23 protein-coding genes are annotated in these 23,358 nt (G+C 49.6%); 21 read left to right on the top strand and 2 right to left on the bottom strand.

The window, feature by feature from the left end:
- Positions 1–295: 295 nt before the first annotated feature.
- From AC58P5_RS12495 to AC58P5_RS12480, 4 genes are read left to right on the top strand one after another with little or no spacing between them, the layout of a single operon-like run.
- Positions 296–946: a TetR/AcrR family transcriptional regulator gene (locus tag AC58P5_RS12495; protein ID WP_497386862.1), complete on the top strand. Its 651-nt coding sequence runs from the start codon at positions 296–298 to the stop codon at positions 944–946.
- Positions 939–2,237, top strand: a complete 1,299-nt coding sequence (locus AC58P5_RS12490; protein WP_497386860.1) for an MFS transporter — start codon at positions 939–941, stop codon at positions 2,235–2,237. The genes AC58P5_RS12495 and AC58P5_RS12490 overlap by 8 nt, the downstream gene beginning before the upstream one ends.
- Positions 2,222–4,540: an ABC transporter permease gene (locus tag AC58P5_RS12485; protein WP_497386858.1), complete on the top strand. Its 2,319-nt coding sequence runs from the start codon at positions 2,222–2,224 to the stop codon at positions 4,538–4,540. Before AC58P5_RS12490 ends, AC58P5_RS12485 begins: the two co-directional genes overlap by 16 nt.
- A 9-nt stretch (positions 4,541–4,549) precedes the next feature.
- Positions 4,550–5,308, top strand: coding sequence for an ABC transporter ATP-binding protein (locus AC58P5_RS12480; protein WP_497386856.1), 759 nt, complete (start codon positions 4,550–4,552; stop codon positions 5,306–5,308).
- Positions 5,309–5,563: 255 nt separating this feature from the next.
- Here AC58P5_RS12480 and AC58P5_RS12475 read toward each other — a convergent pair whose 3' ends face one another.
- The gene (locus AC58P5_RS12475) at positions 5,564–5,734 is read right to left on the bottom strand and encodes a recombinase family protein (RefSeq protein WP_497386854.1); all 171 of its coding nucleotides are present in this window, start codon (positions 5,732–5,734) and stop codon (positions 5,564–5,566) included.
- Positions 5,735–5,815: 81 nt separating this feature from the next.
- Here AC58P5_RS12475 and AC58P5_RS12470 point away from each other — a divergent pair, with 81 nt between their 5' ends.
- The 15 genes from AC58P5_RS12470 to AC58P5_RS12400 all read left to right on the top strand — a co-directional run bounded on the left by AC58P5_RS12470 (position 5,816) and on the right by AC58P5_RS12400 (position 20,265).
- Positions 5,816–6,352, top strand: coding sequence for a nucleotidyltransferase domain-containing protein (locus AC58P5_RS12470; protein WP_497386852.1), 537 nt, complete (start codon positions 5,816–5,818; stop codon positions 6,350–6,352).
- A gap of 334 nt (positions 6,353–6,686) precedes the next feature.
- Positions 6,687–7,196, top strand: a complete 510-nt coding sequence (locus AC58P5_RS12465; protein WP_497386850.1) for an endonuclease V — start codon at positions 6,687–6,689, stop codon at positions 7,194–7,196.
- 19 nt (positions 7,197–7,215) lie between these two features.
- Positions 7,216–8,547, top strand: a complete 1,332-nt coding sequence (locus AC58P5_RS12460; protein WP_497386848.1) for an SMI1/KNR4 family protein — start codon at positions 7,216–7,218, stop codon at positions 8,545–8,547.
- 86 nt (positions 8,548–8,633) lie between these two features.
- Positions 8,634–9,197, top strand: coding sequence for a hypothetical protein (locus AC58P5_RS12455; protein ID WP_497386846.1), 564 nt, complete (start codon positions 8,634–8,636; stop codon positions 9,195–9,197).
- A gap of 496 nt (positions 9,198–9,693) precedes the next feature.
- Entirely contained in the window at positions 9,694–10,161 is a 468-nt protein-coding gene (locus AC58P5_RS12450) for a DoxX family protein (protein WP_497386844.1), read from the top strand.
- Between the two features lie 50 nt (positions 10,162–10,211).
- Positions 10,212–10,676: a DUF8821 family protein gene (locus AC58P5_RS12445; RefSeq protein WP_497386842.1), complete on the top strand. Its 465-nt coding sequence runs from the start codon at positions 10,212–10,214 to the stop codon at positions 10,674–10,676.
- A gap of 405 nt (positions 10,677–11,081) precedes the next feature.
- The gene (gene kduI, locus AC58P5_RS12440) at positions 11,082–11,912 is read left to right on the top strand and encodes a 5-dehydro-4-deoxy-D-glucuronate isomerase (protein ID WP_497386840.1); all 831 of its coding nucleotides are present in this window, start codon (positions 11,082–11,084) and stop codon (positions 11,910–11,912) included.
- A gap of 38 nt (positions 11,913–11,950) precedes the next feature.
- Positions 11,951–12,700 (top strand): DeoR/GlpR family DNA-binding transcription regulator, encoded by a 750-nt coding sequence (locus AC58P5_RS12435; RefSeq protein WP_009677137.1) that lies wholly within the window; start codon positions 11,951–11,953, stop codon positions 12,698–12,700.
- A gap of 29 nt (positions 12,701–12,729) precedes the next feature.
- A complete protein-coding gene (gene kduD, locus AC58P5_RS12430) occupies positions 12,730–13,485 on the top strand; it encodes a 2-dehydro-3-deoxy-D-gluconate 5-dehydrogenase KduD (protein ID WP_497386838.1) in 756 nt (251 codons plus the stop codon).
- 274 nt (positions 13,486–13,759) lie between these two features.
- Positions 13,760–14,230 carry a MarR family winged helix-turn-helix transcriptional regulator gene (locus AC58P5_RS12425; RefSeq protein WP_497386836.1) on the top strand — a complete coding sequence of 157 codons (471 nt, stop codon included), beginning with the start codon at positions 13,760–13,762 and terminating at the stop codon, positions 14,228–14,230.
- Positions 14,205–15,716: a DHA2 family efflux MFS transporter permease subunit gene (locus tag AC58P5_RS12420; RefSeq protein ID WP_497386834.1), complete on the top strand. Its 1,512-nt coding sequence runs from the start codon at positions 14,205–14,207 to the stop codon at positions 15,714–15,716. The genes AC58P5_RS12425 and AC58P5_RS12420 overlap by 26 nt, the downstream gene beginning before the upstream one ends.
- Before the next feature lie 151 nt (positions 15,717–15,867).
- On the top strand, positions 15,868–16,173 hold the full coding sequence (locus AC58P5_RS12415) for a hypothetical protein (protein WP_326054868.1): 306 nt from the start codon (positions 15,868–15,870) through the stop codon (positions 16,171–16,173).
- A 117-nt stretch (positions 16,174–16,290) separates the two neighbouring features.
- Entirely contained in the window at positions 16,291–16,665 is a 375-nt protein-coding gene (locus AC58P5_RS12410; RefSeq protein ID WP_497386832.1) for a DUF423 domain-containing protein, read from the top strand.
- Positions 16,666–16,882: 217 nt separating this feature from the next.
- A complete protein-coding gene (locus AC58P5_RS12405; RefSeq protein WP_497386830.1) occupies positions 16,883–18,373 on the top strand; it encodes a PAS domain-containing sensor histidine kinase in 1,491 nt (496 codons plus the stop codon).
- A complete protein-coding gene (locus tag AC58P5_RS12400; RefSeq protein ID WP_497386828.1) occupies positions 18,370–20,265 on the top strand; it encodes a putative bifunctional diguanylate cyclase/phosphodiesterase in 1,896 nt (631 codons plus the stop codon). Before AC58P5_RS12405 ends, AC58P5_RS12400 begins: the two co-directional genes overlap by 4 nt.
- A gap of 347 nt (positions 20,266–20,612) precedes the next feature.
- On the opposite strand, the gene AC58P5_RS12395 is transcribed toward AC58P5_RS12400, so the two are convergent.
- Positions 20,613–21,155 (bottom strand): hypothetical protein, encoded by a 543-nt coding sequence (locus AC58P5_RS12395; RefSeq protein ID WP_497386826.1) that lies wholly within the window; start codon positions 21,153–21,155, stop codon positions 20,613–20,615.
- Between the two features lie 138 nt (positions 21,156–21,293).
- Between AC58P5_RS12395 and AC58P5_RS12390 the strand changes: the two genes are divergently transcribed.
- Both AC58P5_RS12390 and AC58P5_RS12385 read left to right on the top strand, forming a co-directional pair.
- Complete coding sequence (locus tag AC58P5_RS12390; protein ID WP_497386824.1) at positions 21,294–21,596, top strand: YunC family protein; 303 nt, start codon at positions 21,294–21,296, stop codon at positions 21,594–21,596.
- 372 nt (positions 21,597–21,968) lie between these two features.
- Positions 21,969–23,270: a transcriptional regulator gene (locus AC58P5_RS12385; RefSeq protein WP_497387576.1), complete on the top strand. Its 1,302-nt coding sequence runs from the start codon at positions 21,969–21,971 to the stop codon at positions 23,268–23,270.
- Positions 23,271–23,358: the final 88 nt, after the last annotated feature.

Raw genomic sequence — 23,358 nt, 5'->3', positions numbered from 1 at the left:
AATTATACGACTATTTCGATTTTGCGATCCCATGGATAATGATATTCCATACGGCATTGAAATTGTCATCAATCGAACTTCTGCACCACATATAAGGAGCCCTTCCAGACAAGGATTTCCGTGGCATCGAGTTGGGCAAAGATTGCTCCATCCACAATGATCGGGAGGGCCCGAATAAAGAAATCATGATTTATGCCATACTCACTTTCACTCCTTCAAACAATATGCTATTATTTACCTCATAACCGACAGACAGTCGGTCTATCAACCTGGCATCAAGCAAGGAGATGTAACGATGAGAGTTGTAAAAGAAGCAGAAGAACGCAGAAACGAAATACTTGACGCGGCGGATGAGCTTTTTGGGCAGAAGGGCTTTGATGGTACAAGTACGAACGATATTTTGGTCAAGGTGGGAATCGCACGAGGAACGCTATATCATCACTTCAAGTCGAAGGAGGATATTATGGACGCTCTGATTGATCGGTACAGCGTCAATCTTATAGGTGCAGCGCAGGAAGTTGCCCTAGATAAGAGCGTCCCCGTCATTGAGCGTATTCTCCGCGTGGTCATGGCACTGAACATAAACAGCGATAACGGAAGCGGCAAGGAAGTTATGGAGCATATTCACAGGCCCCAGAACGCGCTAATGCATCAGAAGATACAAAAGGTCATTATAAGCGGCGTTCCGCCGATCCTGACACCAATTATCCGCGAGGGTATTGAGCAGGGCCTGTTCAACACGCCGTATCCGTATGAATGCATGGAGATGGTTATCGTATATGCGAATACCATCTTTGATGAGGATAGGGCTGACATGACGAACGAGGAGCGCACTTCACGTGTGCTGTCGTTTATTTTTAACGTAGAAAGGCTGCTTGGTGCCGAAAGTGGAAGTCTGATGAGCGTTATGCAGATATTTGGTAAGGGTAAAGACGGCAATGAATAATCCGGGAGGAGCTTTCGGCAAATTTATTCTGCTGTGGTCGGGACAGCTTGTCTCAGCGATTGGAAGCGGGCTTACATCATTTGGGCTTGGGGTTTATATTTATCAGCAGACAGGGCAGGCATCGGCCATGGCACTGGTCACTCTGCTTGCATTTATGCCATCACTGCTGTTAAGTCCCGTGACGGGAGTGCTTGCGGACCGCTATGACCGGAGAATTCTAATGGTACTAGGCGACAGCCTTTCTGCAATAGGACTTGTATTTATTCTGATTTGTCTGCTTAACGGAGAAGCACAACTGTGGCAGATTTGCGTGGGAGTGACCCTAAGCTCGGTATTCTCATCGCTGCTTGATCCTTCGTATAAAGCTACGGTTACGGATCTGCTTACCGAGGAGCAGTATACGAAGGCAAGCGGTTTTGTTCAGGTGGCAGGCTCAGCCAAATATCTGATTTCCCCGGCACTTGCGGGATTTCTGCTGATTGTCTCTGATGTGAAGCTGCTGCTTATTATCGACATCTGCACCTTTTTTGTAACCGTTGCTTCGACGCTTGCGGTACGCAGGGGCCTTGCTTCCAAGAAATCTGAACAGACCGGGTCGTTCATGCATGAATTTAAGGAAGGGTGGAGAGCCGTTTCTAGTAACAGAGGTGTGCTTGTACTTGTCATTATGACCTCCGTAATGACCTTTTTTCTTGGTTTCATCGAAACGCTTACTATGCCCATGATCCTTGCTTTTTCGGACAGCTCTGTATTAGGGACGCTTGAGACGATTATCGCTCTGGGGATGCTTGTATCGAGTGTGCTGATTGGAATGGTTCGGATTAAAAGGGATTTTGTTAAAATCCTTTCACTTTCGCTATTTTGGGAAGGCATATTCATGGCGGTATTCGGACTTCGGGAAAACATTATACTTCTTGGTATTTCGGGGTTTCTCTTTTTTGCCATGCTGCCATTTGTCAACACAAGCTTGGATTTTCTGGTCCGCACCAACATTGACAAATCTGTTCAGGGCAGGGCTTGGTCACTGATCGGGTTAGTATCACAGCTTGGATTCATTGTTGCCTATATGCTGTCGGGAGTGCTTGCGGATTATGTGTTCACGCCTTTGCTGATTGACGGCGGAGAACTTGCGGGCAGTGTGGGCAGGATCATCGGTACAGGCAGCGGCCGGGGAACGGGACTTCTGATTATCATCGCCGGAATACTGTTAAGTGTTGCTTCTGTAATTTTGTATAACCTGAAATCTATTAAAAGGCTTGAAGACAGAGGTGACGTATGTACTACCGGATAATCCGCAATGATATGTTAAAAAGCAAACTAATTACGTTGACCATCATGATCTTCGTCGCTGCCGCGGCTATGCTTGTCTCTCTGTCGTCCATACTTGTCGTCAATCTTACGGGTGCAATTGATACACTCATGACGCAGGCAAAAACCCCGCATTTTCTGCAGATGCATTCAGGGGAACTGGATAGGGCACGGTTTACGGCTTTTGCGGACCAGAACAACAAGGTTGACGAGTTTCAAGTGCTTGAGTTTCTCAATGTTGATGGTTCGCGGATTGTCATTAACGGCAACTCACTTGTGGACAATGTTCAGGACAACGGCTTCAGTACGCAGAGCCGGAAATTTGATTACCTGCTTGACCTTGATGGGAATAGGATCACGGTATCCGACGGGGAGCTATATGTTCCAATCGGCTATATGAAGGACGGCACCGCGAAGACCGGGGATACGGCTGTAATCGGCGGAAAGAAACTTGCCGTTACCGGATTTCTCCGTGATTCTCAGATGAATTCGCTGCTCGCCTCGTCCAAAAGATTTCTTGTAAGCGAACATGACTACGCCGAAATACAGAGCTCCGGAAGCAAAGAATATCTGATTGAGTTCAGACTCAAAGACTTGTCCATGCTCGGGGCATTCAAAGATGATTACACCTCTGCTGGGCTTGAAGCCAATGGCCCCACGATTACCTACCCCCTGTTCAAAATGCTGAATGCCATGTCCGACGGACTTATGATTGCAGTCATCCTTCTAGTAAGCGTGCTTGTCGTTGCCATCGCATTTATGTGTATACGCTTTACGCTCCTTGCCACAATCGAAAGTGATTACCGCGAAATCGGTGTTATGAAAGCAATAGGATTACGAGTATCTGATATTAAAAAGATATATCTTGCGAAGTACGCGGGAATTGCGGCCTTTGGCTGTATGGTTGGTTTTGCCCTTTCATTTGTGTTCAGAGGCTTGCTGCTTGAAAATATAAGGTTATACATGGGAGGGAGCGAGAACTCTTCCTTAGCCTTGTTGTTCGGAGTAATCAGCGTAGTGCTAGTGTTCCTAGCCATCATTGGCTATTTGAGCAGCGTGCTGAGACGCTTCCGGAAAATCTCCGCTGCAGAAGCTGTTCGGTTCGGTATTTCACAGGACAAATCCGCGGGAGCAAGGCGTTTTACGCTGAGCGCAAACAGGCTGCTGAACGCGAATATTTTTCTCGGCGTCAAGGATGTGCTCGCAAGGACAAGTCTATACGCGACAATGCTTGCTGTGCTTGTGATCGCTGCATTTATTATGATTGTTCCCCAGAACCTGTACAACACGATTTCCTCCAAAAGCTTCATCACCTATATGGGGATAGGCAATAGCGATATGCGCCTGGACATTCAACAGAAGGACCATATCGCTGCAAAAGAAGCGGAAGTTGCAAAGGTCATGGAGAGCGACACGTCCATATCCCGATATGCCGTGCTTACAACGGAAACCTTCACAGCAAGGAGGCAGGATGGATCGGAGGAGAGGCTCAAAATCGAGCTCGGCGACCATTCGGTTTTCCCGGTGAAGTATTCCCAAGGCAGAGGACCAGCCGCAGATAACGAAATTGCTCTGTCCGTGATGAACGCCGATGAACTGGGCAAGAATGTTGGCGATGTCATTACGCTCGTGATTGACGGGAAGGCCAGAGATCTCACGGTATGCGGAATGTATTCGGACATTACCAATGGCGGGAAGACCGCAAAGGCTTCTATTACAGAGCGTTCGGAGGATAGGATGTGGTCCGTTATTTATGCGGAGCTTTCAGATGAAGCTGTTGTTGACGGAAAAGTTAGGGAATATGCGGAAAGATTTCGTTTTGCCAAGGTATCAGGCATTGATGAATATGTTACGCAGACCTTCGGCTCGACCATTAGCTCTGTCGGTAAGGCCTCACAGATCGCAATTGTGATGATGCTGGTTATAAGTGTTCTGGTTACGGTGTTGTTCATGCGAATGCTTGTTGCAAAGGACCGATATTCGATTGCCGTCATGAAGTCATTAGGTTTTACCAACTCTGATTTGAGAACACAGTATTTTTCGCGTTCGGTAGTTGTGCTCATTATCGGAATTGTTCTCGGGACGCTTCTGGCTAACACGCTCGGAGAGATATTGTCAGGCGCAATTATTTCTTCGTTTGGAGCATCGTCGTTTACGTTTGTGGTCAATCCGCTATCGGCGTATCTGCTGTGCCCGCTGATGCTGATCGGTTCAGTACTTATCGCAACAATGATTGGCACATCGGGAGCGGGACAAATCACAATATCCGGCAATATTAAGGAGTAGGTCATGAATATGAAGAAGATTATAACCGGTGAGAATATAGAAAAGGTTTACGGCCAGGGTGATGACAGGCGCAAGGTTCTTGACGGAGTGTCCGCCCACATTAACGAGGGGGAGTTCGTGTCGGTGATGGGACCTTCGGGCTCGGGAAAGTCGACGCTGATGTTCGCGATGAGCGGGATGGACCGTATTGACGGCGGGGAGGTTACTTTTGACGGCAGGGACTTATCAGCACTCCGCGAAGACGAGTTGGCTGACCTGCGCAGAACCCAAATGGGCTTTGTGTTTCAGCAGCCTACGTTGATGAAGAATATGAACATTCTGGATAACATCATTCTTCCGTCCATGCGCGACAACAGAAGGAATGTCAAGACAATCACGGAACAGGCGAGAATGCTTATGAAGAAGGTGGGCATAGCAGAGCTGGAAAAGCGGGACATTACCCAGGTGTCGGGAGGACAGCTTCAGCGTGCGGGCCTTTGCCGCGCCCTTATGAGCAATCCGCAGATTATTTTTGGTGACGAGCCGACCGGTGCGCTTAACCAGGAAGCTGCGCAGGCCATTATGAATCTACTTTCCGAAATCAACGCGGCGGGTACTGCGGTAATGCTTGTAACCCATGACGCCAAGATTGCGGCGAAGACGGAGCGTATAATGTTTATGTGCGACGGAAAAATCGTGAGCGAAATGCGGCTTCCGAAGTATAGTGTTGTAGATATCGAGGATAGGATGGAGAAGGTCATGGCGAAAATGCGGGAGATCGGGATATAAATAGTTGTGTACAATAATGCCTTGAGAGTCTCTACATTCTGAATTGAGGGTCCAGAGAACAAAAAAACTTGCCGTCACAGACAGCGCGGTGAACCTCATCACAAGTGACAGCAAAAAGTTGTCGTTAATTGAAGCTTCAAAGAAAAATCCAATGTCCTACGATTTTCTCTAAGAGTTTGAAGCCCGAATACAAAGTGATAATTGTCCGTATTGTTGGGATTGCAAACATTCTCAATGATTTGATTTCTTTCTAACTCAGCAAAGCTTCCTAAATATTTGTAGCATCAACTTATCCACAGGGGTAGAAGCATCGATGTTTTCACTAAGGCTGAAGAAAGCAGCTAAGTTTTTTTCAAGTGTTTCAATGATCGGAAGAAAATCTAATTGCTTCCGTGACATTCGGTTGATTCTCCATACTGCCACCATATCAAACTGAGCGTTTCCAATGTACTATAAGTGTAAACGGGTAAGGTTATGTAAGAAGTATATTTGTAAAAGGGGTTCAGCATGATAGAGCCAATGTTGGGAAATCAAACAGAGTTACAATTAAAGGTGTTAAGTGAAATCAGTACGGTTTGTGCAACAATCAGATGTGAATTCTGGTTGCGTGGTGGATGGGCAATCGATTTTCTACTCGGGAAGGTCACCCGTCCACATGACGATATAGACTTGATAACATGGATACAAAACAGAGAGCACTTAGAACACGCTCTTGCCGAAGCTGGCTATGAACAGACTCCCGTGAAAGAGCAGTTTCGTGGTAGGCAGTCCGATTTTCGTAAGGGTGACGTAGACATCACTTTCGGCTATATAACCAGTACCAATGATGGAAGCCTTATTATGAATGACTTACCCGAGTGGGTATGGCAATCTGACTCATTGTTACCACAAAGTTATATGTTAAACGGAATATCGGCTCATGTCATAAACCCAAGACAACTTTTGGAAGAAAAAAAGGTTTACGAACACATCGGTAGGAAACCTCGACCAAAGGACGCAGATAGCAAAAAGATATTGCATCGTATAATAGCAGAGTTAAATTGACCATTGTGACAAGAGACTCAGTGTCAGTAACTGTGGAGTTATTTCAGTAAAAGAGTACGGTAAGCTTCACGTTTCAAAACTATAGGGCGGTGATGCATGTTGCTTAAAGAAGTAGCAATGCCATCGCGCGTCAATGGCAGGAAGTAGCGGTGACGTACGGTTCCCCATCCTGTTCCGCGTTGTCGGCGGCGAAATATAATGAAAAAATCCATCTTTCAAATGGTTAAAGGGTGGATATTTTCTCTGTGCTGCGCCTGCGGCAGAAAAAATACTATGTGATATAATGGCTATAATTTCTAGCTTAAAATGAGTTTAAAGGAAGGAATCGCTATTAATGATCATCGCTGTCGATGTGTATTATGAGAAAAATCAAGCGAAATCAGTGGGGGTTATTTTTCAGAGCTGGGAAGATTCTAAACCACTCGAAGTGATCATCTCTTATACGGAGAACCCTCACGAATACGAAACGGGTTTTTTCTATAAACGAGAGCTCCCTTGTATACAGGAACTGTTGAACCTTACTGATATAAATCAAATACATACCATTGTTGTGGATGGCTATGTGTACTTAAACAATGAGAAAAAGCCCGGGCTTGGACATTATGTTTACACAGATTTTTCAGGGAAAATTCCAGTGATCGGTGTTGCAAAAAGTGCTTTTCACGACAACGAAGCCGTTGTCAAAAAGATTTACCGAGGCAACAGCTCTAAGCCTTTGTATATAACCTCTATCGGCATGGAGCTAGCAGTCGCTGCCGAGCACATACAGAGTATGTACGGAGAATACCGATTTCCGCATCTGCTGAAATTGCTGGATAAGCAAACGAAGGAAGCCCGGCTATAATCAACAGGGGGAATTCAATATGTTGTTTTGGAAGAAAGAAACGCAACTGGATCGAATAAAAAACAAACTCGAAAAGGCCATGCGCAAAGATACGGCTTTTTCGGTGTTTGGAGCATCCTCACACAAATACAGGGTTTATGACAAGCTTACAGCAAAAGAGCTTGCAGACTGGCAAGCAAAGAATAAGGTCATACTCCCGGAGCCTTATGCGCAGTTTTTAACGAGAGTCGGAAATGGAGGTGCCGGGCCGTATTACGGGATTTATTCGATTGAAAAGGCAACTTCTTATACCGATAGCGCACTCACTACAAAATGCGCTCTACACCCCAGAATGACAAAAGAGGAATGGAACCATCTGACCGATCCCCTTATCAATGATGAGGACATCTCCGACCTGGAATACGACGCCGCCCGTGAAAGGGTGTTGGGCGGCATGTTGTGTATTGGCACGCAAGGCTGCGAATACAATATGTATCTCGTACTTGAAGGGAAACACAGGGGGAAAATCGTTTACACTTCAGATTTTTATCCGGATCATCCCTTTTTCTTTGTCTATGAAGACAACTTTCTGGACTGGTATGAGCGCTGGCTGGACGAAATTATTCTGGATTATGATATCGCGTGGTTTGGCAGCAGAATGCCGGGCGATGAAAATGCATTGATACAGGTTTATCAAAACGCCCCAAACGAAGAAATCAAATCAAAAGCGCTTGATGGAATGTTCAAGTTTAAGAAAATCTCGCAGCCAACCATTGATTTTTTAGAAAGCGTTGCAGAGCAAAGACAAAATGATCGCACCACAGCCATTCAGCTAATTTGCAAAACCTCTGTTGACGCGGGAAGAGACTTTCTTCTCGAGCTGTTGCATTCCGAAAGTAATGAGGATTTTTTACAAGCATTATACATTCTGAACGGGTACGGTAAATCTTTTGATTTAGCGGAATTTATAAAAGTAATCGTGCAAAGTCTTGACAGGGTTCACGACCCGGAGACGTTGCGTCATGTGGGGTATGTTTTGGAATCCTCCTGCGCGATTACACTCCGAAACTTTGCGCCCTTTTTGTGCGACACCGACTCGAATATCCAAACTGCCGCAATCTATGCGACACGCAATTGCAATGACAAATCGGAAAGTTGGGAAACCATTGAGCAGATGTTAAAGGATGGCGACAAGGAGGTTGTGAAAAACTCTATTCAATATTGGGGCATTATCCCACATGAGAAGTTAATGCCTTATTATAAGGCTGCATGGCCGGAATATAAAAACAATAATAATTTCAGAGATAAATTTATAGGTTGTTTGAAAGAATTAAATTTGCCGGATGATTATTTTGACAAAGAATTAATGTAACTACTCCATATCCATACCATTAAAAACTCGCGCAACTTTGCGTAAGGCACCTTGAAAATAAATGATTCCATTAGAAGGAGAAGTATATGAGTTACGATCTCTCTGTCCACCTTAAGGGATTAAATGACCGTATTATACCTGAATGGTTGTCTGAAATAAGAAAGTTTAATATGGATGTAGAAGTCTATCCTGGATTTTCATTCCATACTCATTCAGGATTTCTTCCCTTCAAGGTTGTCATCTATGATTGCCCTAACAGTAGTCTGAATAATATCAAACTAATGACAGGATTTGAATTGTTTGTTAGACGTATTGAAGTAAAGGGTAAGAAGGGAACCTTTTTCACAAAGATATTTGGCAAACCACAACCATTGAGATTAATTGAGAAGAAACTAAGAGAAGCGGAAACTGAAATAAGTTTTTACATAAGTACTAAGGATAGTTTTGAATTTAGGATGGGATGGTATTCAGCGGCTGCGCTCGCTTTATTGTGTGATGGCGTATTGACCGACTTACAGGAAGGTATTCAATTGGAAGGAAGTCAATTAATTAGACATGCACATGAAGTAGTTTTGAAAGACGAGAGGCTAATCAGTAAAGACGATTGGAGAGTACATGAATTTAAAGAATGGCTTGGGGAACACAAATAGGTTTCCATTATTGGGGGTACTTTCATCATTGAACGATAGTTGAATGGACCGCTGTTTTATTATTCCTGCTGAAATTTCTCTGAGGCTTGATCGATAATCTTCCAGCGATAGGGTTTCATAAATTTCCGCAGTGCTGTGGTTACGGAGATATCACTATTTCTTGGTGATAAACTGCTCCGACCGAACCGGCTGTAATCATCGGTCACGATTCTCTCGCATCCTGACGCCCGCCAAAACTGACTCATGTTCAAAAACTTCGGCATTATCGCGCCGGAGCTTTTTTGCATTCAATCAAAGAGCCAAATGGCATAAAAGGAAGATACACATAGCCGACCGGCAGTTTTCATAAGGAGTTAAAAAACGTTGTTGACATGACACCGAATGGTGTCCTATAATTCAAATAGACACCAAATGGTGTCATAATAAGAGACAGCTAATTAACAATATGTGAAACCTGAATAAGTTTCGCTTAAAACAAGGATGGGGAGGAAACAAAATGAGTACCATCATCGGTACGGAAACAACCGTGAAAGCAGAAACCCGGCACCGCGGAAAAATAACTGCTTATTGGACCGTCACCTTACTGCTCGTCATATCCATTTCGTTAAGTGGTATTGGGCAATTAATGCGATATGGGGGGAATGTAGACTTAGTGACCGGTATCGGTTTCCCGTTATACGTCACGTACATTCTCGGGTCTTGGAAATTACTCGGAGTCATCGCTATCATCGTGCCGGGTTTTTCTCGGCTCAAAGAATGGGCTTACGCCGGTATTTTCTTCTTAATGACGGGTGCGGCTATATCACATGCGTTTGCTGACGATTATGGGGTTTACGGGTTTAATCTTATTCTTCCGCTTTTTTATGCGGCATTGACTATCGCCTCGTGGGCGCTGCGTCCGGATAACCGTAAAATGTATCAAGAGATGGTGAAATTATCAGTTGCCCCTTCGTACAATCAATAGATTACTACTGCCTGTTTTTAGTAAACCAATAGATAAGAGGAGAGATGAAAATGTCGTCTGTCGTTGATTTTAAAAATGTGTCTACGGTTGGTTTAGAGTCTTCACCTGTAGCAGAAGCGCTTGCCGGATTACGTGCGAATGAAGCCCGTTACTTTATGAACAAATACAAGCATGAATTTACGGTGGTACCTGCTAGCGAAAGTCAGGAGAACCTGGATTATGTAAACCGAATTTTGAAAGAAGAACGTGATATTGAGTTTGCGGCCAAACCTTTGGAAACGTCGCGTTTTCAAGTGGAAAATATCCGGTTTACCTACGTTTTTTATGAGGACGGGCTTGCGCTCAATGTCATGTATACGGTTGATGCCCCTAAGAAGCGGGCCGTCGGTTTTAAGCTTTCCGAGGGAATGGAGGTACCACAGGAGTTAGAAGGGAAGTTTAAGTTCGCCAGGCAGAAGTCTGCATTAGCCGGAACCATTCGGGGCTCGTTTTTTGTAATCAAAGGAGAATATTAAGGGAAGCAAAAATGCAAGTGGAGGAATCATTGTCCGAACACGACAAGACTTACAGGCTGCTGATCGAAAAAATTCGGGAACGTTTCCCCCGGGTTCGAGACTGAGCCCGACTCCTGTTCCGCCCATAGGAAAAGCGGCCGCCTTCATCTCCGGAAGGCGGCCGCTTTTTTTATTTGAAGAGGAGGGGCAGGGCCGGCTGGGTCCGTTGTGCGGGTTGGGAACTCTTTCCTCCTTTCTGAGATATCCTATGCGAGATTAATAGAAAGATGGCGGCGGCCGCCTGAATCTATGAAAAAAAGGGTTTCTGATCTCAATGAAAAAAGTTCTTTTATGTTCACTATGGTTGTGATACACTAAAAACGAACCTAAATGAACATAAACGTACCTTACAGGAGGTTATCCCATATGGAAATCCGACACACGACAAACCCGGCTGATTTTAAAACCTTTACGACCGAACGCATGAGAAAAGACTTTTTGATCGAAAATCTGTTTCAAGAAGAACGCATTTCGATGGTCTACACCCATTATGACCGCATGGTCATCGGAGGCGCGGTTCCCGTTAAGGAAACGCTGGAACTTGAAGCGGCCGACACGCTCAAAACGGAATACTTCTTGGAGCGCCGCGAGGTTGGCTTCCTGAACATCGGCGGAGACGCCGTCATTACGGCAGACGGAGAAAGCTTCGAGCTGGGCCGTCTGGATGCGCTGTATGTGGGCAAAGGGAACAAGAAAGTGACGATCGCCAGCAAGGATTCTTCGAATCCGGCCCGCGTATATTTCTGTTCGGCTCTCGCTCATGCGGAAATCCCGTCGAGAAAAATTTCGATCAAGGAAGCGAACCCGAACCACCTTGGCTCTCTGGAAACGTCCAACGAGCGGATTCTGAACCAGTACATTCATGCCGACGGTATTCAAAGCTGCCAGTTGATGATGGGGGTCACCCAGCTCAAAACGGGAAGCGTATGGAATACGATGCCGGCTCATATCCACGACCGCAGAATGGAAGCTTACCTGTACTTCGATCTGAAGGAAGACGCGCGCGTATTCCATATGATGGGCGAGCCTTCGGAAACGCGTCACCTCGTGGTTGCTAACGAGCAGGGCGCTATTTCACCGAGCTGGTCCATCCATTCCGGAGCGGGTACCAGCAACTATTCGTTCATCTGGGCTATGGCCGGCGAAAATTATACCTTTAAAGATATGGATATGGTGGCTATGAACGAGTTAAAGTAGAAGCATGAACCTGTTTGACAGGCAAGGAGGAATTATTCATGCTGGCTGCTGAACGCCATCGTACCATTCTGGAAGAACTGGAAAGCCGGAAAAGCGTCAAGGTTTCCGAGCTAAGCGATAAATTTCAGGTCACAGAAAAGACGATCCGCGAGGATCTCGAGAAGCTGGAGGAGAAAGGGCTTCTGAAGCGGACCCACGGGGGAGCTGTCCCTTTGCCCGACGAAGAGAGCTTGCTGCCGCAGATTCCGAATATCAAGCATGTCCGCGAAAAATCCGCCATCGCCGAATACGCGCTGACTTTCATCGAACCGCACGACATCATCGCGCTCGACGCCGGGAGTACGACGCTGGAGATTGCCCGCAAGGTGAAGAACATGCCGCTCACCGTCCTGACCAACGATCTGCTCATTATCCGCGAGCTGACGGCCAAGGACCAGATCCGGCTTGTCGTGCCGGGCGGGTACCGGCATCATAACCTGCTCGTCGGCACCGATCCGGATTGGGTGAAGAAGCTCAACGTGCACAAGCTGTTTCTGTCCGCCACCGGCATTCATCCGGATTACGGGCTGACCATTTTCACGGAGGAGCTGACAAGGCTCAAGCGCGTCTACATGGAATGCGCCAAAACGATTTACTGCGTCGCCGACCACAAGAAGTTCGGCAAAGGCGCCTTGATTACGTTTGCCGGGCTTGACGAGATCGACTATTTGATCACCGACAGCGGCATCGGTTCCGAGACGCTGAGCAAATACGGGGAAGCCGTCAACATTTTGCAGGCCCCTCTCTAATAACCGTTAGACTAAGGAAGGTGTACCGAATGAATTTATTTGATTTGTCCGGCAAAAAGGCCGTCGTAACTGGGGCTGGCCGCGGCTTGGGCGCCGCTATCGCGATCGGTCTGGCCGAGGCGGGAGCGGACGTGGCGCTGGTGACGAACCGGACGCCGGCCGATGACGTCAAGGCCCGGGTCGAGAGCTTCGGCCGCCGCGCGGTCACCATCCAGGCGGATGTCTCCGACCGCAGTCTGCTGCCCGGCGTGATCGGCCAGGCCCTCGAAGGCCTGGGCGGACTCGACATCCTGGTCAACAACGCGGGCATCATCCGGCGCAAGCCGGCTGCCGAGCATGACTACCAGGACTGGCAGGATGTTCTGGACGTGAACCTGAACTCCGTGTTCACGCTCTGCCAGCTTGCCGGCCGCCATATGATCGCGCAGGGTTCCGGCAAGATCATCAACGTGGCCTCCATGCTGTCGTTCCAGGGAGGCATCAACGTGCCCGGCTACACATCCAGCAAGCATGCCGTGGCCGGTTTGACCAAAGCGTTGGCGAACGAGTGGGCCTCCAAGGGCATTCAAGTCAACGCCATCGCGCCGGGCTACATGAGCACGGACAACACCGAGGCGCTGCGCGACGATCCGGTCCGCAGCAAGCAGATTCTCGAGCGTATTCCGGCTGCGCGCTGGGGCACGTCCGAGGATCTGGCCGGTCCGGCTGTGCTGCTGGCATCCCGGGCCTCGGATTACATGAACGGACATGTCCTGTGCGTGGACGGGGGCTGGATGGTCCGCTAGTCCGTCCTGCCCTGCTTTCGCTCGATCGTGACAGGGACGGGCTGTCCCTGCATAAAGCTGTGCCCTTCCGGGTTACAATGAGAACATCCTTCTCGTTTAACCCGGGAAGGGCTTTTTGCGTTGGAACATAATTCGACTATAAAGGTTAAAAAAGGACTCATAAAAGACTTATTAAGTTTATAGGAATATGATTGACTAGAAATCCTTTAAACTCTATAATATTTCGTATGCAAAATATTTGGAGGCGAATAATAAAGAGAGGAAGGAATCGGCATTGGATGAACAGGACCGCATTCACCGGATATTTCACTCCTACCGTGAAGTCAATCAAGCTTTTTTCCAAGTCTTGATGAAAGCGGCCCAGCTGTACGGCTTGACGCCGGTCCAACTGCTCACCCTAAAAAATCTGAAGGAGCATCCTCGTATCGGATTGGGGGAACTGAGCGAGTATATTCTGCTGGGGACCAGCACGACGAGCGGGATTGTGGACCGTCTGGTCAAAGCGGGCCTCGTTTCCCGGGAGCGTTCGGAGACCGACCGCCGGTCCGTTACGCTCAAGCTGACGGAGAAAGGGCTGGAACAGTGGAACCTGGTGGAACGAGACCACATGGAGCGATTGTATATTCTCGCTTCGGTATCCGAAGAGGATCAGCGGCAGTTGGAGCGTATCAATACACAAATCATAGACATTTTACAGAAAGTGAGAGATGAAGAAACCCATGAGTACAGAAGCACCCAAATTTAAACGGGGGCCCATTGTGGCTTCCCTGCTGATCGGAGCGTTCGTCGCCCTGCTCAGCCAAACCTTCCTCAACGTCGCCCTGCCGGGCATGATGAAGGATCTCCAAGTAAGCGAGAACACTATCCAGTGGCTGTCCAACGGCTATATGCTGGTCAGCGGCGTTCTCGTCCCGATCAGCGCATTTCTGATCGAGCGCTTTACGACGCGGAAGCTGTTTATCGCCGCGGTCGGCTTGTTTACGCTGGGCACGATCATAAGCGGATTGGCCCCCGGGTTCGAGCTGCTGCTGACCGGCCGTCTTGTCCAGGCGGCAGGCGCAGGCGTGCTTATGCCGCTGATGTCGATCGTCTTCCTGACGATCTTCCCCGTAGAGGAACGCGGCAAAGCGATGGGGATGATGGGTATCGCCATGATTTTCGCTCCGGCCATCGGTCCTACGCTGTCCGGCTGGATTATGGAGCATTACAGCTGGCGCGCCCTGTTCTACATCATTATCCCGCTTTCCGTTTTTGCCCTGATCTTCGGAGCCGTGTCGCTTAAAAACGTGACGCGCACTTCCAAGCCGCGCCTTGACGTTCTCGGCGTTATTCTCTCCACCCTCGGTTTCGGGGGACTTCTCTACGGCTTTAGCGACGCGGGTAAAGACGGATGGGACAGCACGATTGTCGTGACTTGCCTGACGGTCGGCGCCGTTTCGCTGATCCTGTTCATCTGGCGCGAGCTGGTGACCGAGAAGCCGATTCTGGAATTCCGGGTTTTCAAATTCAACATGTATTCCCTCACGACAGTTATTAACGTCATTGTTACGATGGCCATGTTCTCCGGGATGATTCTTCTCCCGCTCTATCTGCAAAATATCCGTGGATTTACACCTTTCGAATCCGGACTTCTGCTTCTTCCGGGCGCCATTCTGATGGGCATCATGTCCCCGATTACGGGTATTATTTTCGATAAAGTCGGAGCCCGCTGGCTTTCCGTTATCGGCCTGCTGATCATGGCCGTGACGACTTACGAATTCAGCAAGCTTACCATTGATACGACGTATACCACGCTCATTATGCTGTACACGATCCGCAGCTTCGGCATGTCGATGCTGATGATGCCGATTCAGACCGCAGGGATGAACCAGCTTCCGCAGCGTCTGAACGCGCACGGCTCGGCCATGTCGCAGACGCTCCGGAACGTGGCCGGCGCTATCGGCACCGCGCTGCTCGTGTCGATTATGACCAATGCGGCCAAGTCCCATGGAGCGGAAATGGTTGCCGCAGGCGGCATCAATCCCGCCGACAAGGTCAAAATGGCGGAGATTGCCCAGCAGTCCGCAGTCTACGGCATCAACCATTCCTTCGTCGTGGCGACATGGATGACGGTGGCCGCTCTCGTTATGGCTTTCTTTATCCGTAAAGTGAAGCCGCACGTCGAGGTCAAGCACGAGAGTGTCGTGATCGAAAACAAAGACGCCGAAGCCGTCACGGTTTCGTCGAAATAAGGTGGAACGAAAATCGTCCCGAACGCAGTCCCCGCGGCTGCTTCCGGACGATTTTTTTTGCTTTGGAACTGCATGCTCCAGGAAGGAATCTATCGAAGAGTTGTCGAATTTTGGAACCATGCAGGCTTTGCAGAGAGAGGGGACTTTTAAAATGAAATGCAGCATTTGCCAATGGGTTAAAATCGTCGATATGAACAACGAAGCGCTGACGGAGCAGCTTTTCGTACACGGGGAAATCGAAGGGGCGGCACTTACGGTAGGCGCTTCGGTCGTTACGCATTCGCTCGGACTGAAGAAGTTCGAAGTCGTTTACGACAAGAGGGAGGGCATCGAATCGGCCCGATTTAAAGTGGTCGACATCGAAGTGGATATGCTCCAGCACCCGTTTACGACCCGTGCGTACCTGGAGCCTCAGGTGCTCATTATCGGCCAGCACGACGTGGGTGAAGCGGAGTAATCGTAAGGCTCCCGGGAGGGCGGAAAAGGCGGCTAAAACCGTATCCGGATTGGATTCTTCGCGGATAATCGGCTATCATGGGGAGAGACGACTTTGCTTACAAAGGAGAATGGAGACATGATGCGTTTATTCATGATGCTGGGAAGCGTGAATATGTTTTTGGCGGTGGCGCTGGGCGCTTTCGGCGCCCATATGCTGAAAAGAACGAACATCAGTGCGGATATGCTTGCCGCCTACCAGACCGGCGTGCAGTATCATATGATTCATGCGGTCGGTCTTATCGCGATCGGACTCGCCGCAGATCGTCTGACACAGAACCAATCCCTGGTCAATGCCTCGGGCTGGGCGATCCTGATCGGAATTATTTTATTTTCCGGAAGCCTCTATGTGATGAGTTTGTCCGGTATTAAAGTGTTAGGGGCCATTACGCCGTTTGGCGGTGTTGCCTTCCTGGCAGGCTGGGTTATGCTGGCGATTGCCGCAATGAAATAAGAGCCGGATTTATTCCGGCTCTTTTCTTTTTTGTAAGGGACTTAAATAATAGCAGGAAAATTTACCTAGTGCGTAGAAGTTGTTACCATTTGCACAGTTGATTGTCGATTCAGGTGTTTGACGGAAGACGAAAATGTCGATTAAGGGCGGATTTGCAGGTTAATTCCCTGTACAAAGTCAGTAAACCCAAAATCCTTTTGAATGAAAGGAATACCGGATGTATAAGACATTCAGTCCAGATGAGGATAACGAATCGGGCTTAATCGCACCCGCTATGATTCCCGTGTTTGCCTACGCGTTCAAAGAAGCCTTGATCGGGATGGCGGTTGTTAATCAGCAGGGAGATATTCTTGAGGTGAATGAAGTACTCTGCCGGATGCTGGGATATACACGCCGGGAGCTTCTCGGGATGAACAAGGACGACATCGTCTATGCGGCGGTCGGTACGGAGGACTGGGTAAGCCGGTGGAAGGAGCTGGCCTCGACCAAAAGGCTGCAGATGGAGAAAAGGTTTCGGCATAGAGAAGGACACTGGGTCTGGGCGATGCTGAACGTGTCTCTTCTCCCGGGTACAGACGGTTCCTTTGTCTATTATGTGCAGCTGCAGGACCTGACGGGCCGGAAGGCCATGGAAGAAAAGCTGGAGCGGAGCCGTCAGGAGCTTGGGCCGCTTTTCGAGTATAACCCGGACATCGTCTGCATCCTGGATATGAGGGGACACATTGTCAGCATTAATTCCACGATGAGACAGGTCACGGGGTACGAGACGGGTGAATTGGCGGGGCATCACTGCGAGAGCTTCATTTTCCCGGGAGACCTGGACACGGCGACGGAGCTCTTCAAGGCTGCGAAAAGCGGCAGAACCCGGACCGGCGAATTCAATGTCTCGCGCAAGGACGGCAGCTGGATCACCGTGGAGGTCAATACGCTTCCGATTCAGGTAGGCAGCCATGTGGAAGGGATTTATGCGATAGCCAAAGACGTAACGAGGCGCAGGGAAACGGAAGAACGGCTGAGAACTTCCGAGAAGCTGTCGGCCGTGGGCCAGCTTGCGGCCGGTGTCGCCCATGAAATCCGGAATCCGCTGACGGCTCTGAAAGGCTTTACCCAGTTTTTGCAGTCCGGGGCAGAGGGAAAGCAGGAATACTATGAAATCATGATGTCCGAGCTGAACCGGATCGATCTCATCCTTTCCGAACTGCTTATGCTCGCCAAGCCCAAAGCGTCGGAATTCGCCTGGTTAAACCCGGAGCTTGTGATCCGGCATGTACTTGCGCTCCTTGAGGCGCAGGCCATTCTCAAGAACGTCGAATTCGCGACGAATGTGGACGGCTCCCTGTCAAGCATGATGGGTGCGGAGAATCAGCTGAAGCAGTTGTTCGTGAATTTATTGAAAAATGCGATCGAGGCCATGCCGGACGGAGGCCTTATCACGATCCGGCTGCAGGAGCAGGCGGACAAGCGGATCTGTTTCGCCATCGGGGACCAGGGAAGCGGGATTCCGCAGGATTTGATCGACAAGATCGGCGTGCCCTTCTATACGACCAAAGATCAGGGCAGCGGGCTGGGCATGATGGTCAGCCGCAAAATTGTGGAGGAGCACAAAGGCACCCTTCAGATTGAAAGCGCCATGGGGGAAGGGACGACGGTTTACGTTCGGCTGCCCATAAACAGAGAAAGCAGCGAAATGGAGGAAAAGCGGAAATGATACCGGTTCTCTTAGGCGGGTATGCGGCAGTTATCGTGATCGGAAGTGTGCTGCTGAGAGCCTACGCAGTCTGGATCTGCCTGGGAGCCTCTGCCATACTGGCGGGGGCGCTGCATACCGTGAACAAGCGCGGCAACCCCGCTGCTTCCCGGCAGGAAGGACTTACGGCATTGGACAACAAGCCGGTGGATCCGCCGGTTGCGGATGAATCCTCCCGATTGCTGGACACTTTATTCGATTACAGCCCGAACGCGATCAGCGTAACGGATGAGCACGGCAACTTAACCCGGGTAAGCCGGACCATGGAACGGCTCCTCGGAGCGACGAACGAGCAGCTGGTCGGCCATTCTTTCGGAGCCTACGTGTCCGACGGGCACCAGGATACGCTCAGGCAACGCTACGTAGATTTGCGGACAGGGGCGCCGCAGTTGTTCGATATCCCGGTGCTTCACCGGAGCGGATACCGGATTGACTTGTCCGCTACGGGCGTGCCGCTCGAGACGCAGGGGGAAAGCCGGCGGTTCCTGTTCATGTTCCAGGACATCACGGAACGGCGGAGAGCCGACGAGCAGTTCCGGCATATGGCCTACTACGACGATATGACGGGCCTGCCGAACCGGCGGCTGTTCAAAGAACAGCTTACGGAGGCTCTGCATCTGGCGGAAAGCCATCATCAGCGGGTAGCGGTCATGTACGTCGACATCGACGGCTTCAAGCTGTTCAACGACTGCTTCGGCTACGACTACGGAGACATGCTGCTGCTTCAGCTTGCGGAGCGCTTTACCCGGTGTGTCTCGGATAACGACTTTATCGCCAGAACGGAAGGCGACGAATTCGCCTTCTTCTACACGGGTATTCAAGGGCGGGAACAGGCCCTGCAGCTCGCCGCCCGGCTGTTGTCCGTGCTCGAAGAGCCTTTCATGCTGGAGCAGTATGAGCTGCACGTCACGGCAAGTATCGGCATCTCGCTGCTCTCGCGCGAATGTGAGGATGCGGATACGCTGATGAAGCATGCGAATATGGCCGTCACGCGGGCCAAGGAGAACGGAAAAAGCGATATCCAGATTTTCAACTCCGAAATGAGATCGGTCTCGCTTCAGAAGCTTCAATTGGAAAACGACCTGAGACGGGCCATTATAAACAACGAATTCGTGCTGCATTATCAGCCGCAGGTTGAGATCGAAAGCGGCCAAATCGTAGGGATGGAGGCGCTTATCCGCTGGAATCATCCTCAGAAAGGCTTTATTTCGCCGGGAGAATTCATCCCGTTTGCGGAGCAGTCGGGACTGATCGTGCCGATCTCGGAGTGGGTGCTGCACGAAGCATGCCAACAGAACCAGACCTGGCAGGATGCCGGCCTTCCGAAAGTTCCGGTATCCGTGAACTTGTCCTCCCGGCAGTTTCTCCAGCACAACTTGAAGGCTAAAGTCGATCAGGTGCTGCAGCATACGGGGCTGGCTCCCCAGTTTCTGGAGCTGGAGATTACGGAGAGCATGACCATGGACGTGGAGCATGCCATCGCTTCGCTTCTGGAGCTGAAGCAGCTCGGTGTCCAGGTGAGCATCGACGATTTCGGCACGGGATACAGCTCCCTGTCGTATTTGAAAAGATTTCCGGTCGACCGGCTGAAAATCGACCGCTCCTTCGTCCGGGACATCATGGAAGACCCGAGCGACGCCGCCATCGTCGCCACGATTATTTCCATGACGCGGCACTTGAACTTGAAAGTGATCGCCGAGGGCGTGGAGACGGAGGAGCAGCTTTCCTTCCTGCACCGCAATCATTGCCATGAGGTTCAGGGCTTCTGGTTCAGCCCGCCTCTGACGGCGGATAAAATGGGCTCCATGCTGCGCCGGATTACCTGCAGCGCAGGGAGGCTCAAGGAGGCGTAGGCCGGCGGAGACGGTGCGGAGCAGTCGATGAGGGCGCCGGCATAGAGAATAAACCGTGAAAGTTAAAGCGGTAAAGCTTTGGTCTGCATTCTTAAGAAAACGGTGAGGCCGCAACAGCAGCTCCGGGGACCGACAGTGAAGCGGTGCGACCGACCAGTAGGAAGAGCGAATGGCTGGCCGGAAAAAAAATAGAGCCGGAAGTTTTCGGGACACCGTTCTGCCAGACCCGTGATCGAAAAAAAAACGACACCGGGATTGCAGCTCCCGGTGCGCGATGCAGGGCCGCTTGACTTTAATCGGCCAAGCTGCCATATAGAAGAAAGGCCCGGGCGTATGCCGGGCCTTTTTTAATGTAAAGACATGTTGTCAATCTCGTTGAGCTTGAACAGATAGACCTTCTTCTCGTCCACATGGTAGACGGTGACGTTGCCGGACTCTTCATCGAAATTCAGAACCCGGCAGGGAAGACTGAGACGGATGCCGGCCCCTTTTACGACGGAAAGGCGGATAAGGGTGTTGTCCTTGATCATCTTCCGGAGCTGGTCTTCTACCTGGGGCCTATGCTGATTGGAAGCGGATGCAGCGGAAGGCGCAGGCGACCCGGTCTGGGATGCCGGAGTGGATGCCGGCTGTTTCCCGGATGATGCCGGTGATCCGTCCGATAGGGGAGCAGGTGCGGATGGCACAGGCGATGTGCCGTCCGGAGGCGTATTTAAAGCGATCAGCCTGCCGAGCTCAATCCCCTGTTCAATCGAAAAATCTTTAAAATTCGCGTCGTTCAAGACCTGCAGCAGCTTTTGAAGCGCAAGTCCATTCGTCTCTTCTTCCATCAAAATTTTAACGGTAAACAAATGGCCTTGTTTGGATGTTTGGTTCTTGTTAGTAGTCATAAGACCTCCGTCTCACTGAATCTGATCCTTTTACTATAGCATGAAATGGGTCTTTAGATACACACCGTTTTTGGGGCACCAAAACTTCTTTTCGGGCATATACTGCCTATGATTTTGAAGCGAGGAGATGTGTCGATCATGATGAAAGTGGAACCCGTTGAATTGGACGGAAATACGGCCATTGCGATAGAAGTAAAGCTGCCCAAAACGACGCTGCTCGTAGTGACGACGGATAAAGGCTATATCATGTGCGGAGCACTTGATGTCGCCCTGCTGAACGAACGGCTGAGCGACCGCCAGATTATCGCCGCCCGTGCCACAGGTGTGAAAACAATCGGCGAGCTGCTCGACGCTCCTCTGGAATCCGTTACGCATACGGCCGAGGAAATGGGGATTTTCGCGGGCATGACCGGCCGTGACGCCATACTTAAAATGATGTAGGAAACTCGGAAAGCCTCGGGTGCGGGTACTGCCGCTGCGCAGATGCCTGCATCCTTTTTTATGCGGAAAAATAGATCTATGAAACGGGCATTCATCTAATTGTCCCGATACAAGATTTGAGGTATAATTCCCATGTAATGGTAAAAATAAACAGTTTGTAAATGCAAAGCAGGCGTTCGAACCGATTACCTGTTTTAGCGGGTGACTCTCTTGTTATTTCTCCTGTTCTTTTATTGACCTATGTCTTAATAGCTCTGTTTCGTGAATAGGACATAGTACGGAATTCGGTGGTTTTCAGGAAGCGGTGATGGTTTGGGGACAAAAATAACTTCGATTCGCAATCAATTGAAGAGCTATCTGGATCGCCGGCAGATGACGATTAATCAGTTTGCGGAAATATCCGGCATCAACTCCGGGACGTTAAGCATTATTTTGCACGGGAACCGTCCGATCGCCATGCAGCAGCTGGACCGGATGACGGCCGGAATGGGGCTTGGCGAAGGCCATTTCTATGACTTATACATTGAAGAATGTTTTTTTCATTCGAATCCGGATTGGCGCAGATTGGGGCCGCTTATCCACCGGTGTGCGGAGCTTGGCAAACTCGACTGCCTTCTGCGGGTTGTACGGCTGATGCTGGAAAATCTCTCTTATCTTCCTTTGTTATTTGAGACAGCCGAGCAATTTCATTCGGAAGGTAAAAGAGAGGCGGCCGTGCTTTTGTATGAGTGCATCGCCGAAAGTGAAAAATATCAGCATTCGGAAAGACTGGCTCTTTGTCAGTACCGGTTGTTTACCCTTGCGCTCGGAGATGATTTAAAAGCTAATTTACGGGCGGCGACCTTATTCGAAAGCTATGTACCCCGGTTGGACGTGGCGGATCAGCTGGATGCGTTTAATCAATTGGCCTATGTATTCGGTACTCTTCACGAATGGGAGAAGGTCGATGCGCTGGCCATGGAAATGCACCGCATTGCAACCATTCAGTATCGGCTCGAACCGGCTTCGGAGCGCGGCGGGGAGAACGTCAAACGACCCGAACGCCCGCTCTGCTACTACATCCTGCAGGCCCTGTTGATCCGTTCCGTGGTATGCGAGGAGCGGGGCCAATTCGATCAAGCGCTGCATTACGTTTCGTTGTACGCCAAACCCGATTGGGTCCGGGATCAATCGGATGAGGAAAAACGCATTGTCGAACAGTTCAGGGGATGGGCGGTGGCGAACACCTATTTGTACCGCATCATGTCGGGTGACCTCATGGTCCTGCCCGAGTACATTAACTGTATCGCGTCCCGCAAGGACGATATTTTCACGGCACTCTGCAAAATCGTACAAACAGCCAATCGTTACGGGTATGATATCGACGGCATTCTGCAGCGTTTTTCTTCTCATCTTCCTTATCAAACCTATCAATCCGAATTCGGCGAATACAACAAGCCCGTTATGAAAGAGCGATACGCCCAGTTTTTGAGCGATTTGGCGGCCTATCACTTGACTCAAAATCGTAGAAAAGGGATAAAGTTTGTACTGCACGGATTGGAATTTTCTGTTAGAATAAATAGTGAGAGAAATATTATTCAATGTATGGCGCTTTTTGAAAGATTTAGGCATTTGGCGGGCATTGAAGAAAAGAACGAGTTTAAACATTTAGTGAATGAGGTGCGATTAGGATGAAAAGAAAATTATCGGTTTTGCTCGTGGTATCGAGTGTGGCAATTGCTGTTTTGGCGCCAAGTACGGGATTTTCAGCTCAACCGCAGAC

This window comes from Paenibacillus sp. JT31N7 (genome assembly GCF_059692095.1).
The sequence above is the reverse complement of the archived record's forward strand: the minus strand, read 5'-3'. Positions and strand labels throughout refer to the sequence as shown.

Coding starts and splice junctions, on each gene's coding strand:
- AC58P5_RS12470 (WP_497386852.1), top strand. CDS start 5,816: ATGATAGAGCCAATGTTGGGAAATCAAACAGAGTTACAATTAAAGGTG.
- AC58P5_RS12450 (WP_497386844.1), top strand. CDS start 9,694: ATGAGTACCATCATCGGTACGGAAACAACCGTGAAAGCAGAAACCCGG.
- AC58P5_RS12485 (WP_497386858.1), top strand. CDS start 2,222: ATGTACTACCGGATAATCCGCAATGATATGTTAAAAAGCAAACTAATT.
- kduD (WP_497386838.1), top strand. CDS start 12,730: ATGAATTTATTTGATTTGTCCGGCAAAAAGGCCGTCGTAACTGGGGCT.
- AC58P5_RS12415 (WP_326054868.1), top strand. CDS start 15,868: ATGAAATGCAGCATTTGCCAATGGGTTAAAATCGTCGATATGAACAAC.
- AC58P5_RS12410 (WP_497386832.1), top strand. CDS start 16,291: ATGATGCGTTTATTCATGATGCTGGGAAGCGTGAATATGTTTTTGGCG.
- AC58P5_RS12445 (WP_497386842.1), top strand. CDS start 10,212: ATGTCGTCTGTCGTTGATTTTAAAAATGTGTCTACGGTTGGTTTAGAG.
- AC58P5_RS12405 (WP_497386830.1), top strand. CDS start 16,883: ATGTATAAGACATTCAGTCCAGATGAGGATAACGAATCGGGCTTAATC.
- AC58P5_RS12465 (WP_497386850.1), top strand. CDS start 6,687: ATGATCATCGCTGTCGATGTGTATTATGAGAAAAATCAAGCGAAATCA.
- AC58P5_RS12460 (WP_497386848.1), top strand. CDS start 7,216: ATGTTGTTTTGGAAGAAAGAAACGCAACTGGATCGAATAAAAAACAAA.
- AC58P5_RS12490 (WP_497386860.1), top strand. CDS start 939: ATGAATAATCCGGGAGGAGCTTTCGGCAAATTTATTCTGCTGTGGTCG.
- AC58P5_RS12390 (WP_497386824.1), top strand. CDS start 21,294: ATGATGAAAGTGGAACCCGTTGAATTGGACGGAAATACGGCCATTGCG.
- AC58P5_RS12395 (WP_497386826.1), bottom strand. CDS start 21,155: ATGACTACTAACAAGAACCAAACATCCAAACAAGGCCATTTGTTTACC.
- AC58P5_RS12455 (WP_497386846.1), top strand. CDS start 8,634: ATGAGTTACGATCTCTCTGTCCACCTTAAGGGATTAAATGACCGTATT.
- AC58P5_RS12435 (WP_009677137.1), top strand. CDS start 11,951: ATGCTGGCTGCTGAACGCCATCGTACCATTCTGGAAGAACTGGAAAGC.
- AC58P5_RS12495 (WP_497386862.1), top strand. CDS start 296: ATGAGAGTTGTAAAAGAAGCAGAAGAACGCAGAAACGAAATACTTGAC.
- AC58P5_RS12475 (WP_497386854.1), bottom strand. CDS start 5,734: ATGGTGGCAGTATGGAGAATCAACCGAATGTCACGGAAGCAATTAGAT.
- AC58P5_RS12400 (WP_497386828.1), top strand. CDS start 18,370: ATGATACCGGTTCTCTTAGGCGGGTATGCGGCAGTTATCGTGATCGGA.
- AC58P5_RS12420 (WP_497386834.1), top strand. CDS start 14,205: ATGAGTACAGAAGCACCCAAATTTAAACGGGGGCCCATTGTGGCTTCC.
- AC58P5_RS12480 (WP_497386856.1), top strand. CDS start 4,550: ATGAAGAAGATTATAACCGGTGAGAATATAGAAAAGGTTTACGGCCAG.
- kduI (WP_497386840.1), top strand. CDS start 11,082: ATGGAAATCCGACACACGACAAACCCGGCTGATTTTAAAACCTTTACG.
- AC58P5_RS12385 (WP_497387576.1), top strand. CDS start 21,969: ATGACGATTAATCAGTTTGCGGAAATATCCGGCATCAACTCCGGGACG.